The organism is Streptomyces sp. PSU-S4-23, assembly GCF_055632315.1.
On the sequence record NZ_JBVMUU010000002.1, the window covers coordinates 1,497,801 to 1,510,670 of the forward strand.

12 protein-coding genes are annotated in these 12,870 nt (G+C 72.7%); 9 read left to right on the forward strand and 3 right to left on the reverse strand.

Annotated features, from left to right (window positions below):
- Nucleotides 1–241: 241 nt before the first annotated feature.
- The 4 genes from ACZ79I_RS07630 to ACZ79I_RS07645 are packed head-to-tail and all read left to right on the forward strand — an operon-like array spanning nt 242 to nt 6,492.
- On the forward strand, nt 242–1,060 hold the full coding sequence (locus ACZ79I_RS07630; RefSeq protein ID WP_471495372.1) for a glycosyltransferase family 2 protein: 819 nt from the start codon (nt 242–244) through the stop codon (nt 1,058–1,060).
- Nucleotides 1,057–2,061: a glycosyltransferase family 2 protein gene (locus tag ACZ79I_RS07635; protein ID WP_471495374.1), complete on the forward strand. Its 1,005-nt coding sequence runs from the start codon at nt 1,057–1,059 to the stop codon at nt 2,059–2,061. The genes ACZ79I_RS07630 and ACZ79I_RS07635 overlap by 4 nt, the downstream gene beginning before the upstream one ends.
- A complete protein-coding gene (locus ACZ79I_RS07640) occupies nt 2,058–2,858 on the forward strand; it encodes a polysaccharide deacetylase family protein (RefSeq protein WP_471495376.1) in 801 nt (266 codons plus the stop codon). Before ACZ79I_RS07635 ends, ACZ79I_RS07640 begins: the two co-directional genes overlap by 4 nt.
- A complete protein-coding gene (locus ACZ79I_RS07645; RefSeq protein ID WP_471495378.1) occupies nt 2,851–6,492 on the forward strand; it encodes a lipopolysaccharide biosynthesis protein in 3,642 nt (1,213 codons plus the stop codon). Before ACZ79I_RS07640 ends, ACZ79I_RS07645 begins: the two co-directional genes overlap by 8 nt.
- Before the next feature lie 20 nt (nt 6,493–6,512).
- On the opposite strand, the gene ACZ79I_RS07650 is transcribed toward ACZ79I_RS07645, so the two are convergent.
- Nucleotides 6,513–7,934 (reverse strand): GH39 family glycosyl hydrolase, encoded by a 1,422-nt coding sequence (locus ACZ79I_RS07650; RefSeq protein ID WP_471495380.1) that lies wholly within the window; start codon nt 7,932–7,934, stop codon nt 6,513–6,515.
- 166 nt (nt 7,935–8,100) lie between these two features.
- Here ACZ79I_RS07650 and ACZ79I_RS07655 point away from each other — a divergent pair, with 166 nt between their 5' ends.
- Complete coding sequence (locus tag ACZ79I_RS07655; protein ID WP_471495382.1) at nt 8,101–9,195, forward strand: DUF5925 domain-containing protein; 1,095 nt, start codon at nt 8,101–8,103, stop codon at nt 9,193–9,195.
- Nucleotides 9,196–9,224: 29 nt separating this feature from the next.
- Nucleotides 9,225–10,016 (forward strand): DUF72 domain-containing protein, encoded by a 792-nt coding sequence (locus tag ACZ79I_RS07660; protein WP_471495384.1) that lies wholly within the window; start codon nt 9,225–9,227, stop codon nt 10,014–10,016.
- A 58-nt stretch (nt 10,017–10,074) separates the two neighbouring features.
- Here ACZ79I_RS07660 and ACZ79I_RS07665 read toward each other — a convergent pair whose 3' ends face one another.
- Nucleotides 10,075–10,443, reverse strand: a complete 369-nt coding sequence (locus ACZ79I_RS07665; protein WP_471495386.1) for a GntR family transcriptional regulator — start codon at nt 10,441–10,443, stop codon at nt 10,075–10,077.
- Nucleotides 10,444–10,514: 71 nt separating this feature from the next.
- Between ACZ79I_RS07665 and ACZ79I_RS07670 the strand changes: the two genes are divergently transcribed.
- Both ACZ79I_RS07670 and ACZ79I_RS07675 read left to right on the forward strand, forming a co-directional pair.
- On the forward strand, nt 10,515–11,444 hold the full coding sequence (locus tag ACZ79I_RS07670; protein ID WP_471495388.1) for a GNAT family N-acetyltransferase: 930 nt from the start codon (nt 10,515–10,517) through the stop codon (nt 11,442–11,444).
- The gene (locus tag ACZ79I_RS07675; RefSeq protein WP_471495390.1) at nt 11,425–11,925 is read left to right on the forward strand and encodes a ribonuclease FAU-1 family protein; all 501 of its coding nucleotides are present in this window, start codon (nt 11,425–11,427) and stop codon (nt 11,923–11,925) included. The genes ACZ79I_RS07670 and ACZ79I_RS07675 overlap by 20 nt, the downstream gene beginning before the upstream one ends.
- Nucleotides 11,926–11,934: 9 nt before the next feature.
- Here the strand turns inward: ACZ79I_RS07675 and ACZ79I_RS07680 are convergent, their stop codons facing one another.
- Nucleotides 11,935–12,573 carry a class I SAM-dependent methyltransferase gene (locus ACZ79I_RS07680; RefSeq protein WP_471495392.1) on the reverse strand — a complete coding sequence of 213 codons (639 nt, stop codon included), beginning with the start codon at nt 12,571–12,573 and terminating at the stop codon, nt 11,935–11,937.
- Nucleotides 12,574–12,710: 137 nt separating this feature from the next.
- On the opposite strand from ACZ79I_RS07680, the gene ACZ79I_RS07685 reads away from it, so the two are divergent.
- Nucleotides 12,711–12,845: a hypothetical protein gene (locus tag ACZ79I_RS07685; RefSeq protein WP_381076938.1), complete on the forward strand. Its 135-nt coding sequence runs from the start codon at nt 12,711–12,713 to the stop codon at nt 12,843–12,845.
- Nucleotides 12,846–12,870 lie beyond the last annotated feature (25 nt).

Below are 12,870 nucleotides of genomic sequence, written 5' to 3' on the forward strand. Positions count from 1 at the left end.
GGTACCGCGATGGTTCCGGCGCGGGGCGCGGTAGGGGGGTGCCGTGCTCGGTGGCCACGTCGGGCCGAGCCGTGCCGCGCGGTCGGCTGCCGTCTTCCCGGCAGACGGCCAGGTTTGCCAGCTCACCCGGCCTGTACGGAGATCCTTTCGGCATGTCGTGAGTGAGAACCCCCCTTTCGAACCGGACACGAAGCCGGACCGCCCAGGGGCGGGCGGTCCACCGGACGAGAGGGACCAGACCATGAGCTCTGTGCTGCGCCCGGCTTTCCCGGGCCAGGATCCGTTAACGCCGGGAAAGTACCGGCCCGTCTCCACTCACCTGGCCATCGCACCGCCGGTGAGTGTCGTGATCCCCGCCATGAACGAGGCGGAGAACCTGCCCTACGTCTTCAAGACGCTTCCCGAGTGGATACACGAAGTGGTGCTCGTCGACGGCAATTCCACCGACGACACCGTCGAGGTCGCGCGTGCGCTGTGGCCGGAGGTGAAGGTCGTCGGACAGCGGGGCAAGGGCAAGGGGGATGCCCTGATCACCGGGTTCCAGGCGTGCACCGGCGACATCATCGTGATGGTCGACGCGGACGGCTCGGCCGACGGCCAGGAGATCGTCAGTTACGTCTCCGCCCTGGTGTCCGGCGCCGACTTCGCGAAGGGCTCACGGTTCGCCAACGGCGGCGGCACCTCCGACATGACCCCCGTCCGCAGACTGGGCAACCGGGTGCTGTGCGCGATCGTCAACGCCAAGTTCGGCGCCCGCTACACCGACCTCTGCTACGGATACAACGCGTTCTGGCGGCACTGCCTCGACGAGATCGACCTCGACTGCACGGGCTTCGAGGTCGAGACCCTGATGAACATCCGGGTGGTCAAGGCGGGTCTGAAGGTGCAGGAGATTCCCAGCCACGAGTACCTCCGCATCCACGGCACGAGCAATCTGCGGGCGGTGCGCGACGGGTTCCGGGTGCTCAAGGTGATCCTCAAGGAGCGCTCCAACCGGCGTGCGCTGCGCCGCCGCCCTCATGCGACCGCGCTCGACTCGGGGCAGGGAGAGGTGTCTTGAGCGGTCCGGACATCTCCGTGGTGATCTGCGTCTACACCGAGGACCGCTGGGAGGACATCCTCGCCGCGGTCGCCTCGGTGCGGGCGCAGTCCCGCCCGCCGCGCGAGACGCTGCTGGTCGTGGACCACAACGAGACCCTGCTGGAACGGCTGGCCGGGGAGTACAGGGATGCCGGGGAGGTCCGGGTGCTCGCCAACGCGGGCCCCCGCGGCCTGTCCGCGGGCCGCAACACCGGCATCGCCGCCTCGCGCGGGGAGATCGTCGCGTTCCTCGACGACGACGCCGTGGCCGAGCGCGACTGGCTGAGGCACTTCGCCGCGGGGTACGAGGACCCACGTGTGATGGCCGTCGGCGGCCGCACGATGCCGATCTGGGCATCGGGCCGCCGCCCGGCCTGGTTCCCGGAGGAGTTCGACTGGGTGGTGGGCTGCACCTACCGCGGACTGCCGCCCGGCCTGATCCGGGTGCGCAACGTCCTCGGCGGCAACGCCTCCTTCCGCCGCACGGCCTTCGAGGCGGCGGGCGGCTTCGCCACCGGCATCGGGCGCGACGGCGACCGGCGACCGCTGGGCTGCGAGGAGACGGAGCTGTGCGTCCGCCTGACCCGGGCCAGGCCCGACGCCGTCCTGCTGATCGACGACCGGGCGGTGATCCACCACCGGGTGCCCGAACCGCGCGAGCACTTCGCGTACTTCCGCGCCCGCACCTACGCCGAGGGCCTGTCCAAGGCGCTGGTGGCCCGCAGCGTCGGCCCCGCCGAGGGGCTCCGGTCGGAGCGCCGCTACACCACCCGCGTCCTGCCCCTCGGGGTGGCCCGGGGGCTGCGCGACACCCTGCTGGCCCGCCCCGGCGGAGCGGGCCGGGCCGGCGCGATCGTCGCCGGCGTGCTCACCGCGGCGGGCGGGTACGTCCTGGGGAGCGTTCGGGCACGCAGGAGCGGGGCGCAGTTCTCGGTGGTCCCGGTCGGCCGGACCCCGGACGGCGAGGGGGGCGCACCATGAACGACCGGGCCGTGCCCATCCTCATGTACCACTCGGTCGCGGAGGAACCCAACAAGGCCACGCGCGGCCTGTCGGTGGCACCCGGCGCCTTCGCGGAGCAGATGGCCCTGCTCGCGGACCTGGGCTGCACGCCCGTCACCACGGCGGCACTGGCGAGGAGCTGGCGGGAGGGCGGCCCGCTGCCCGAGCGGCCCGTCCTGATCACCTTCGACGACGGCTACGAGGGCGTGCACCGGCACGCCCTCCCGGTGCTCGCCCGGCGCGGCTTCGCCTCCACCCTGTTCGTCTCGACCGGCTGGATCCGCGGCGCCTACGACACCGGCGGCGGCCTGGACACCATGCTGGACTGGGACCAGGTCCGCGACCTCGCGGGCGCGGGGGCCGAGATCGGCGGGCACAGCCACACCCATCCGCAGCTCGACCAGCTCTCCGACGACGCGCTCCGGTACGAGCTGCTGCGCTGCAGGGACATCATCGCCGACGAACTGGGCGCCCCGCCGGAGTCGTTCGCCTACCCGTACGGCTACTCCAGCCGCCGGGTGCGCCGCACGGTGCGCGCCTCGGGCTACCGGCAGTCGCTCGCCGTCGGCAACGGGCTCGCGCGCCGCCGCCAGGGCCCCTACGCGCTGCAGCGGGTCACCGTGCGCCGCAGCACCGGCGCCGAGGAGTTCGAGCGGCTCGTCCAAGGCCGTTCGATCGCCCGCGCCTTCGCCAGGGACCGCGCCCTCACCAAGGGGTACGCCATGGTCCGCAGAGCACGCCAGGTCCGCCGGAAGGCCATCCGTTCCCGTGTCTGACACGACCACCACAGCCCAGGCATCACCGACCCCGACCGCGGCGCCCGACCGCTCCGGCCGCCGCCTGCGCCTGCCCGGACGCGGCGGGGCCGGCGGAGGCAGCCAGTTGTTCCGCAACGCCTACGCCCTGATGCTCAACACCGGTATCTCCGCGGTGCTCGGCCTCGGCTACTGGCTGGTCGCGGCGCGCTACTACTCCGACGCCGCGGTCGGCCAGGGCTCGGCCGCGATCGCCGCGATGAAGCTCCTCGCCGGGCTCACCGCGGTCACTTTGACCGGGGCCCTGGCGCGCTTCGTCCCGGTCTCCGGACGCACCACCGGCCGGCTCATCTTCCGTACGTACGCGGGCAGTTGCCTGGTCGTGGCGCTCGCCGCCGGGGTCTTCCTGCTGACGCTGGACACATGGGGGCCCTCCTACCGTTTCCTGCACGGCCCCGTGAACGGGCTCGGCTTCATCGCGGCCGTCGTCGCCTGGAACCTGCTCACGCTCCAGGACGGGGTGCTGACCGGGCTGCGCAGCGCGCTGTGGGTGCCGGCGGGCAACACCGTGTTCTCGGCGGTGAAGCTGGCGCTGCTCATCGGGCTGGCCGCGGCCATCCCGGCGACCGGCGTCTTCGTCTCCTGGATCGCGGCCATCGCCACCTCCGTGGTGCCCCTGGGCTGGCTGGTGTTCCGGCGCCTGGTGCCCCGGCACGTGGGGGCGACCGAGGGGCACGCCCACCCGCCCTCGCTGAAGGAGATCGGCCGGTTCCTGGCCGGCGACTACACCGGCTCGCTGTTCTCGCTCGCCGTGGTCTACCTGGTCCCCGTGATCGTGGCCGCACAGGTCAGCTCCGAGGACAACGCGTACTTCTACATCACCACCACCATCGGCGGCACGGTCAACCTGCTCGCCATCAACATGGGCGCCTCCCTCACCGTCGAGGGCTCGCACGATCCGGCACGGCTCGCCGCCAACACCCGGGCGGCGCTGCGGCGCATGGCCCGGATCATGCTGCCGGTGTGCGCGCTGCTGTTTCTCGGCGCGCCCCTCATCCTGCGTGTCTTCGGCGAGGGCTACGCCCACGCGGCGGCCCCGCTGCTGCGCTGGTTCGCGGTCGGCGCGCTGCTGCGGGTGGTGATGGAGACCTACTTCGCGGTGCTGCGCGCCCAGAGCCGCACCTCCCCACTGGCCTATCTCCAGGGGCTGCTGTGCGTCCTGGTACTGGGCCTGACCGTGCTGCTGCTGCCCCGCATGGGGCTGACCGGCGCGGGCGTCGCGGAGATCTCCAGCCTCTCGGTGATCGTGCTGATCGCCGCGCCGAGGCTGTTCAGGATCGTGCGCACCGCGCCCGCGGACGCCGTACCCGAGGACGCGGCACCGGACGGGGACCTCGCCGACCTGGGGACGCGCGAGGTCCCCGCGCCCAGGCGCGGCCCCTCCTGGGCGAAGAAGCTCGACGCCGACACGCTCGCACTCGGCATCCACGCGGACTTCGACCACCAGGAGCGCCGCCCGGACGTACGCCCGGGTCCGGGCACCCCGCCCACGGGGACGCCGGCGGTACGCGAGGAGCGCGAGCGGCCGGCCAGGCCGCCGGACGACCCGCGGCCGCCGAAGCCCCCGCCCTCTTCCGGTCCTCCGGGCGGAGCGCTCGTGCTCGGCTGTCTGCTCGTCTCGGCGCTCCTGCTCTACTGGGTCCCCGCACTGAGACTGGACGACGCCTCGCTCGACCGGATGGGCGGCCTGGGCCTGATCTCGGTCCTGCCGGTGCCCACCCTCGCCGGGGCGGCACTGCTCGTCGTGGTCTTCGCCGCGCTGCTGTGGCGCGGCCGCGAGTCCAGGGGCCTGCTGCTGGTCACGCTGCTCGCCACGGTCGTGTCGCTGCACGCGCTGCCCGCGGTGATCGAGACCGAGCCGCGGTTCGCGACGGCGTGGCAGCACCTCGGCTTCCTCGACTACATCGACCGGACCGGGTCGGCCGTACCGTACCTGGACGCGCGCTGGAGCTGGCCGGGCTTCTTCGCGGCGGCCGCGTTCGTGGCCAGGGCCTGCGGGGTCACCGACCTGACCGAGGTCATCCGCTGGTGGCCGACGGCCGTACAGCTCCTCTACCTGGCACCGGTGTTCCTGCTGCTGCGCTCCCTGCGCGCGGGCTGGCGCGCCAAGTGGGCCGGTGTGTGGATCTTCGTGCTCAGCGGCTGGGTCGGCCAGGACTACTTCTCCCCGCAGGGCTTCACCTATCTGCTCTATCTGGTCTTCGTGGCGATCCTGCTGGTGTGGTTCCGCGCGCCGCACGTGGTCTGGGCGACGGTGCGTCCCGGCGAGGCGGAGGTGGAGCCGGCCGACCGCAGCCGGCGGGCCGTGCTGCTGATGGTGCTCATCGGCCTGTTCGCGGCGTGCGTCCCGGCTCACCAGCTCACCCCGTTCGTGATGCTGGGCGTGCTCGCGGCGCTGGTCCTGGCCGGCCGCTCCGAACTGCGCGGGCTGCCCGTCCTGTTCGCCGTGCTGGTGGCGTTCTGGGTCGGGTTCATGGCCGAGCCGTACTGGTCGGGGCACTTCAGTGATCTGTTCGGCGGGGTCGGGGGCGTCGGCAGCAATGTGTCGACGTCCGTCTCCGGCCGCATCCAGGGCGGCAGTTCGACGCACAAGCTCGTGCTCTACGCGCGCGTGCTGCTCGCGGGCGGGGTGATGGCCCTGGCGTGCTGGGGCTGGTGGCGGCGACGCGACCACAAGTACCGCGAGCGGTCGCTGCTGGTGCTCACCTTCGTGCCGTTCCTGGGCTTCGGCATGCAGTCGTACGGCGGCGAGATGGCGCTGCGTGTCTTCATGTTCGCGCTGCCGGGAGCGGCCCTGCTCGGCGGGCTCGCGCTCTTCCCGCGTACCGGTGTGACGGCCGACGAGCGGGACAGGGACCGGGTGAGCCTCGCCCCGGTCGCCGCCCTCCTGGCGGGCCTGGTGCTGATGGGCGGGTTCCTGGTGGCCCGCTGGGGCAACGAGCCGTTCGAGCGGATCCGCCCGGGCGAGGTCACGGCCATGGACTACGTGTACGCGCACGACGACCCGACGGTACGGCTGCTGTGGCTGAGCAACGACACGGTCGACAACGTGACGCCGGCGATGCCGTGGGGCGCGAAGGACATGGAGAAGGTCCAGTACGTGCCGACGCTCGCGCCCGCCGATCCGGTGCTGGTGTCCGGCCTTGTCAAGTCGCTCAAGGACGCGGGCCCGAACTCGTACCTCATGGTCAACCGCGGTCAGGTGACCTATCTCCGGCTCGACGTCGGCTACTCGGCGACCTGGGAGAGGCGGCTGATCGCGAACCTGGACGGGCGCCGGGAGCTGAAGAAGGTCCTCGCCAACGACGACGTGACCCTGTACACCCTGCGCAGCCAGCCGGTGGGCGAGGTCGCGAAGCCCCGGCCGGGCCCGATCGGCCCGCGGGTGACCTGGACCCCGTGGTCGGTCGTCGGGGGGCTCGCGGCCGTGGCGCTGGTGCTGCTGCTCACCGCGCGCGAGGTGGTACGGGTCGCGGTGCGGCCGGGTGTGCGGCGGCTTCGGTGGCTGCAGAGCAGCTTCTGGTTCTCGCTGCCGCTGCTGGCGCTGCTGCTGGCCTCGCTGGTGCAGCGGTTCCTGACGATGGGGAAGGGCTAGGAGGCACGGCGGTGGCCACGTCACCGCCGTAGCCACGTCACCTGGTACGCCCTCATGTCGAACCGCTTGCCGTCGATCCGCGCGCTGATCGTCCGGTCGAGCGTGTTCACCACGAGGACGGCCTTGTCGGTGGCGAGCACGCGGACATTGGGCACGTCGTCCGGGGCGACCGGCACCGTCCGGTACACCGTGCCCGGCGGGAACTCCCTGCCGAAGCGGGAGACCAGGTCGTACATGGGCAGCGCCCGGCCGCCGCCGGCGGTGTCGGTCGGGGTCCACAGACAGCCGGCGCAGTCCGTGCCCCTGCGTGCCTCGGGGTTCCAGTAGAAGCCGGAGGAGGCGCCGCCCTCGACCATGGCGATCATTCCGGCCGCCTGCACGGCGACGCGGTGGTCCTCGCTCCAGCCCGTGCGGCCGTCGTTGGCGTCGCCCGGTTCGACGTAGTACTCGGCCCACCACAGCGGCAGGCCCCCGGTCCGCCGCCGCACCCACGCGCCGACGGCCGTGAGCTTGTCGGTGGCCGCGAACTCGTCGGGCAGCAGGTCGTCGTCCCTGGTGTAGCTGGAGCCGTCCACGACGACGAAGTCGGCTCCCGACTTGTGCTCGTTCCAGTAGTCGAAGGCGTCCAGGACCCGCTGGTCCATGGCGCCCCACGGGCCCCGCACGGTCGTGGAGGCGTCCTGTTTCTGCCGCGGGTCGACGCTGTCCATGACGAGGTAGGGCCCACCCACCATGATCTTGTCGTTGACCTTCTTGAGCGCCTTGTAGACCAGGTTGTACAGCCTGGTGTAGCCCTCGTGGTCCCAGCGGCCCTCGGAGTCGTTCCAGAAGCCCTTGAACTCGTTCCAGACGATGAAGTGGCGCACGTCCGGGTAGCGCCTGGCGACGGTCGCGGCGAGGGCGGCGAAGTCCTCGTAGTGGTCGGGCGTCGGGGCGGTCTCCAGGGCGGACTGGCTCCAGTCGGTGTTCCCGGCGCCCGCCGTGCCGCCCTTCATCCAGTCGGGGGCACAGCACAGGGTGACGACGGGCGTGCCGCCCGACGCGCGGACGAAGTCGATGCGGCGGTCCATCGCCTCGAAGTCGTAACGGCCCTTGACCGGCTCGGGGTTGTCCGCGCCCCAGCCCATGATGTGCTGGTTCTGCGGCAGCGCCGTCCGCGACAGCAGCCCCTCGACGCGCGCGGTGGCGCCGGCGCTGCCCTGGTCGGCGCTGTACTGGGTGTGGGTGAAGCCCCAGCCCACGTCCGGTCCGGTCCGTTCGGGCACGGGGGCGGGCGTGCCGTGCACCTTGTCGCCGTCGGGGGTGGTCCCTGTGGTGCTCGCGCCGTTGCCGGGCAGTGTGCTGACCAGCGTCACCACCAGGGCCAGAGCGGCCGCACCCACGCCGAGCAGTGCGGTGAGGCGCCACCGCAGTGTCCCCGAATTCCACCCATGACATCCCATCAGGGGCAACAGTAACGGGGCGCGTCCGCCGGACGACAGATTGCGTCGTGCGACAGCCCGGTAACAGGACGTACGGGATGGACCGGAAGCACGGGACACGGCCGACACTCCCGGCGGACCGCGGAAACCGGGTGCACGGGGCTCCCGTGTGACGGATCATGGCGGCATGTCTGCGAACCCATACGACGCTCTGCCGATCCGGCTCAACGTCGACGACAGCGACTCGCCGTCCGACGTCGTCGACGCGCTGTTCCTCGGCCGCTTCGCTACGGGCGAGCAGCCGTACTCGCACGCCGCGAACATCGACCGCGTGCGGTCCGGTGCCACGCTCCTGCCGCCGGGCGCCCGGGTGCTGCGGATCGCCCGCGACGACGATCGCAGCGCGACGCTCGCCGAGGGCGACGGATGGACGCTGCTGGTCTCCCGCTGGAACCGCGGCGCGGACGTCACGGTGACGGCGACCAGCGCCGAACTGGCCGAGAAGGTGCTGAACCAGGCGACGGACGGCGCGGCCGACGAGCCGGAGCCGCAGCCGGAGAACGTGACGATGGGGTTCTGGTACGTGTCGCCGCGACGCGGCCCGCACCGTACGACCCGGCAGATCTCGGCGGGCACCTGGGAGGAGGTCCGCGCGAACTACACGGCGCCGGTGGCGGACGCGATGGACCGGCTGATGAAGACGACTCCGGAGGACATCGCGGGCCGGCTGCTGCTGCTCCACGGCCCTCCGGGCACCGGCAAGACCTCGGCGCTGCGCACGCTGGCCCGCTCGTGGCGCGACTGGTGCCAGGTGGACTGCGTCCTGGACCCGGAGCGCCTGTTCTCCGACGTCGGCTATCTCATGGACATCGCGATCGGTGAGGAGGACTCCACGGGCAAGGGCCGCTGGCGCCTGCTCCTGCTGGAGGACTGCGACGAACTGATCCGCGGCGAGGCGAAGCACACGGCGGGCCAGGCCCTGTCGCGCCTGCTGAACCTGACGGACGGCCTGCTGGGGCAGGGCAGGAACGTCCTGGTGGGCGTCACGACCAACGAGGACCTGGAGCGCCTCCACCCGGCCGTCGTCCGCCCCGGACGCTGTCTGGCCCGCATCGAGGTGGGCCCGCTGACCCGCCCGGAGGCCGTGACCTGGCTGGGCCGGGAGGAGGGCGTGGGCCGCGACGGGGCGACCCTGGCGGAGCTGTACGCGCTGCAGCGGGGGACGTCGCCGGCGTCGGTGCCGGACCAGCGGGCGGAAGCGGACGCGGGGCTGTACCTGTAGGAGAGCGCGGACGGTGCTTTGATGGAGGTATGACCCTGTTCGTCGGCACGTCGGGGTGGCAGTACAAGGACTGGCGGGACGTCCTGTACCCGGCGCAGGTGCCCGTGCGGCTGTGGCTGGAGGAGTACGCGGCACGGTTCGCCACGGTCGAGATCAACAACGCGTTCTACCGGCTGCCGTCCCGCGAGGTCTTCGAGAGCTGGCGCGAGCGCACCCCGCCGGACTTCGTCGTCGCCCTCAAGGCGAGCCGCTATCTGACGCACATCAAGCGGCTGCGGGACCCCGAGGAGCCGGTGGACCGCCTGATGACCCACGCGGCCGGACTCGGCGACCGTCTCGGGCCGGTGCTGCTGCAGCTCCCGCCGACACTGCGCGCGGACCCCGCGCTCCTGGACGACTGCCTGGCCTGTTTCCCGTCCGGCACCCGGGTCGCGGTCGAACCGCGCCATGACTCCTGGTGGACGCCCGAGGTGCGCGGGGTGCTGGAGGCGCGGGGAGCGGCGCTGTGCTGGGCCGATGTGCTCTCGCGCCCGGTCACGCCGCTGTGGCGGACCACCGACTGGGGGTATGTCCGCTTCCACGCGGGCCGCGCCGAGCCGTGGCCCCGGTACGGCCGCCGGGCCCTGACGTCCTGGGTGCAGCGCATCGCCGCGGCCTGGCCCGACGGCCGTGATGTCTACGCGTACTTCAACAACGACCCCCATGCGGCGGCGGTCCTGGACGCGACGGCGTTCGCCCGCGTCGCAACGGCGGCGGGCCTGCGGGCAACCCGCGCACCGCGAACGCTGCCGACGCGGGCACCGGCCCCGGCGCGGCCCTGAGCACACGCCCGCCCGCTCACCCGGGCCGCGGCGCGGTACGGGCGCGCCGTGCCTCCCCCTACTCGCGGTACGCCGCCCGCAGGGCCTCCCGGATCGCCGCCAGGCCCTCGGACTCGCTCAGGCCGAGGCGGCGCACCCGCTCGGCATAGTGGGCGGCGGCGGCCGCCGCCTCGCGCTCCGCGGCGGAGCCGGCGGCGGCCACGAACGTTCCGTTGCGCCCGCGTGTCTCGATCACTCCGTCCGCCTCCAGTGCCCGGTACGCCTTGGCGACCGTGTTGGCCGCGAGGCCGAGGGACTCGGCCAGGCCGCGCACGGTCGGCAGCCGGTGGCCCACCGGCAGCACCCCCGACCGGGCCTGCTCGGAGATCTGCGCCCGTACCTGCTCGTAGGGCGGTGCGCTCCCGTCGATGTGAATCTTCAAGGTCACGGGGCGATTCTCCCGCACGGGGCGGAAAATGAGAGGCACCCCCCGGCTCCGCCCGCGTACGGTGCGCCGATATGACAGTGATCGTCCGCGACATGCGCGCCGATGTCCGGGCCGACACCGAGGGATTCGTGCGGGTCCGGCAACGGGCCCTGCCGTTCATGGTGTACAGCCCCGAGGCCCTGGCTTACGACGCCGCCCACATGCACCCCGACGCCCACTACCGGCCGCTCGTCGCCGAGGAGGACGGCGAGATCATCGGCACGGCCCAGGTCCACCTCGCCCATGACAGCCGGGAGCCCGGCCAGGGGAACGTCAACGTGTACGTGCACCCGGAGCGGACGCGCCGTGGCGCCGGATCGCTCCTCGTCCGCGCCGCCGAGGAGCATCTGGCCGCCGTGGGCGCGACCAGGCTGCTGTGCTGGGTCCTGGACGACCCCGGCAACCGGGTCTTCGCGGAGCGGCACGGCTATCGGGCGAGCCGCCCCGCGCACTTCCTCCGTCTGGACCTGGCGAACGGCGTCCTGCCGCCGCTCCAGGACCCCCCGCCGGGCGTGGAACTGCGCACGGGCGCCGACTTCGCCGACGACCCCCGGCCCCTGTTCGAACTGGACGCGGAGACGATGGCGGACGAGCCGAGCGACATCGACACGGAGTTCACCGACTACGAGGCATGGCTCGAGGAGACCTGGCGGCGTCCGCTGTCCGACCCCGCGCTGACCACGGTCGCGGTGGCCGACGGGCGCCCCGCCGCCTTCACCCTGGCGCGTACCGACGGCGCCGCCACCTACGGCACCGCGATGACCGGCACCGCCCGCGCGTTCCGCGGCCGCGGCCTCGCCAAGCTCGTCAAGAACCACTCCCTGCACCGCGCCCGCGCCGCCGGGTACACGCAGGCGTTCACGGGCAACGACGCGGGCAACGGCGCGATGATCGCGGTCAACGCGTGGTTCGGCTACGAGATCTGCGCGACGGAGGTGCGCTATGTCCGCGAACTCGGCTGAACCGGCTGCCGTCGTGGAGGTCGTCCTGGTCAAGGCGGGCCGTACGAAGATCCGTTATCCCGCTGAACTGGTCCACGACGACGGCACCCGGATCGTCGTGCGCGCCCCCTGGGCGGGTGAGGGCGTACGCGACTTCGGCTTTGTGCGGTTCGAGCCCGGTGACGTCTTCACCGAGTACTACTGGCGGGACCGCTGGTACTCGGTGAAGGAGGTCCGCGACGGGAAGGGCGCCCTCAAGGGCTGGTACTGCGACATCACCCGCCCGGCCGTCCTCTCCGGCGCCCAACTCGTCGTCGAGGACCTCGATCTGGATCTGTGGCGCTCCGCGGACGGCTCGGCCGTGCTGCGCCTCGACGAGGACGAGTTCGCGGCGAGCGGCCTGGCGAGGACCGACCCCGACGCCGCCACGGCCGCCGTGCGGGCCCTCGGCAGCCTCGAACTCCTCGCCCGCGAAGGCGGCTTCGAGGCGCTGCTGGCGTGAGCCGGGCGGTCAGTCCGCCGCCACCACCGCATACCGCTCGTCGTCCACCTCCCTCCCCCACAACCGGGCGTCGTCCGACAGCCGCTCGACGCGGACGTCCCCGGCGAGGGGGGCGAGGAGGGCGGTGAGGCGGTCGGCGGGGATGCCGGCCGGGCTCGTGGCGCCCCACACGCCTTCGACCAGTACGAGGCGCCCGCCGGGGCGCAGCAGGCCCCTCCAGTGCCGCAGGGCCCGGCCGGGATCGGGCAGCGCCCACAGCAGATGGCGGACGAGCACGACGTCGAAGCGCTGCTCGCCGACCGGTGGGGCCGCGGCGTCACCCACCAGGAACACGGCGTCACGGCCCGCCAGTTTGGCGCGGGCCAGCGCGATCATGGCCGCCGACAGATCCACTCCCGTCACCCGGTGTCCCCGCTCCGCGGCGAGGAGGGACAGGCTGCCCGTGCCGCAGCCCAGGTCGAGGACGTCGCAGGCCCCCCGGGGCAGCCATGCCTCCAGCCGCGCCGCCCACGCCTCGCGCACCACCGGATCGCGCAGCCCGTGGTCCGGCTCGTCGTCGAAGGTGGCGGAGGCGGCGTCCCAGTCCACCTCCGCGCTTGTGCCCGTCGAGGTTTCGGCCGCCTCGTTCCTGGTCATGTTCCTGGTCATGTCGCCAGGGTGACAGGCACCACTGACAGTCGAACCGTGACAGACGCCACAGACAGGCCGGGGCCGATGAGGAACCCTCGCCGGAAGGGTCTACCTCCGCACAGGCTGCGGTATCCGGTAGGCACAAGGAGGCAGCCATGCGCCGAGTGACCGTGCACAAGCCCCTGAAGAGGACCGATGCCCGCCGCGTGCGGGAGGAGTCCGACGAGCGCCCCGCCGGGCGCCCCGAGGTGCGGAAGGACATCGCCCGCGTCTGGTGGCCGGAGGGCTGAGCGGCCCGCCCGCCGCGGCACCGCG

What these genes read in the sequence shown, in the direction of transcription:
- ACZ79I_RS07640 (WP_471495376.1), top strand. Translation starts at nt 2,058, where the DNA reads ATGAACGACCGGGCCGTGCCCATCCTCATGTACCACTCGGTCGCGGAG.
- ACZ79I_RS07630 (WP_471495372.1), top strand. Translation starts at nt 242, where the DNA reads ATGAGCTCTGTGCTGCGCCCGGCTTTCCCGGGCCAGGATCCGTTAACG.
- ACZ79I_RS07655 (WP_471495382.1), top strand. Translation starts at nt 8,101, where the DNA reads ATGTCTGCGAACCCATACGACGCTCTGCCGATCCGGCTCAACGTCGAC.
- ACZ79I_RS07650 (WP_471495380.1), bottom strand. Translation starts at nt 7,934, where the DNA reads ATGGGATGTCATGGGTGGAATTCGGGGACACTGCGGTGGCGCCTCACC.
- ACZ79I_RS07675 (WP_471495390.1), top strand. Translation starts at nt 11,425, where the DNA reads ATGTCCGCGAACTCGGCTGAACCGGCTGCCGTCGTGGAGGTCGTCCTG.
- ACZ79I_RS07685 (WP_381076938.1), top strand. Translation starts at nt 12,711, where the DNA reads ATGCGCCGAGTGACCGTGCACAAGCCCCTGAAGAGGACCGATGCCCGC.
- ACZ79I_RS07670 (WP_471495388.1), top strand. Translation starts at nt 10,515, where the DNA reads ATGACAGTGATCGTCCGCGACATGCGCGCCGATGTCCGGGCCGACACC.
- ACZ79I_RS07660 (WP_471495384.1), top strand. Translation starts at nt 9,225, where the DNA reads ATGACCCTGTTCGTCGGCACGTCGGGGTGGCAGTACAAGGACTGGCGG.
- ACZ79I_RS07680 (WP_471495392.1), bottom strand. Translation starts at nt 12,573, where the DNA reads ATGACCAGGAACATGACCAGGAACGAGGCGGCCGAAACCTCGACGGGC.